1 protein-coding gene is annotated in these 482 nt (G+C 45.6%); it reads right to left on the bottom strand.

What is annotated here, in order from left to right; genetic code table 11:
- Positions 1-35: 35 nt before the first annotated feature.
- Positions 36-482 (bottom strand): DNA topoisomerase (locus AB4238_RS22435; RefSeq protein ID WP_372035853.1); only part of this gene is annotated, 447 nt, incomplete at its 5' end.

Raw genomic sequence — 482 nt, 5'->3', positions numbered from 1 at the left:
ATCAACAGCCCCTAGTTATCATTAAATTCTAATCGCTAACTTTTAACTGCCCTTGGCTTTCGAGCAGGTTTCTTTGCGGTTGATTGCCCTTTACTCCCTTTACGTGCATAAGACTTTTTCTTAAAGGGTGCAGGACTTTTCACTCCTTGCAAAGCGGTGGGTAGCACGGAGCCCGCTTGGGTAATCAGCTCATCAAGTTTGCTGATCAGTGGCTGCATAAAGGCTTGATATTGGGTTTCCTTTCGACTCATCGAGTCCAAATTATTTTCCCAAAGCGCTGTCATATCGGGAGTTGTGGCGCTATGGGGTAAACTGTTAATCAGTCCTTTACCCACGTCAGTGGCTACAATTGTTTTACCCTGCCTGATAAGAAAACTGCGTTTAAACAATAATTCAATAATCCCCGCACGAGTCGCTTCAGTGCCGAGTCCATCGGTGTCTTTAAGGATTTTGCGGATCTCTGGGTCGGTAACAAAGCGGCT

The sequence above is a fragment of the Shewanella sp. 10N.286.45.A1 genome (genome assembly GCF_041470405.1).
Taxonomy (GTDB): domain Bacteria; phylum Pseudomonadota; class Gammaproteobacteria; order Enterobacterales; family Shewanellaceae; genus Shewanella.
The sequence above is the reverse complement of the archived record's forward strand: the minus strand, read 5'-3'. Positions and strand labels throughout refer to the sequence as shown.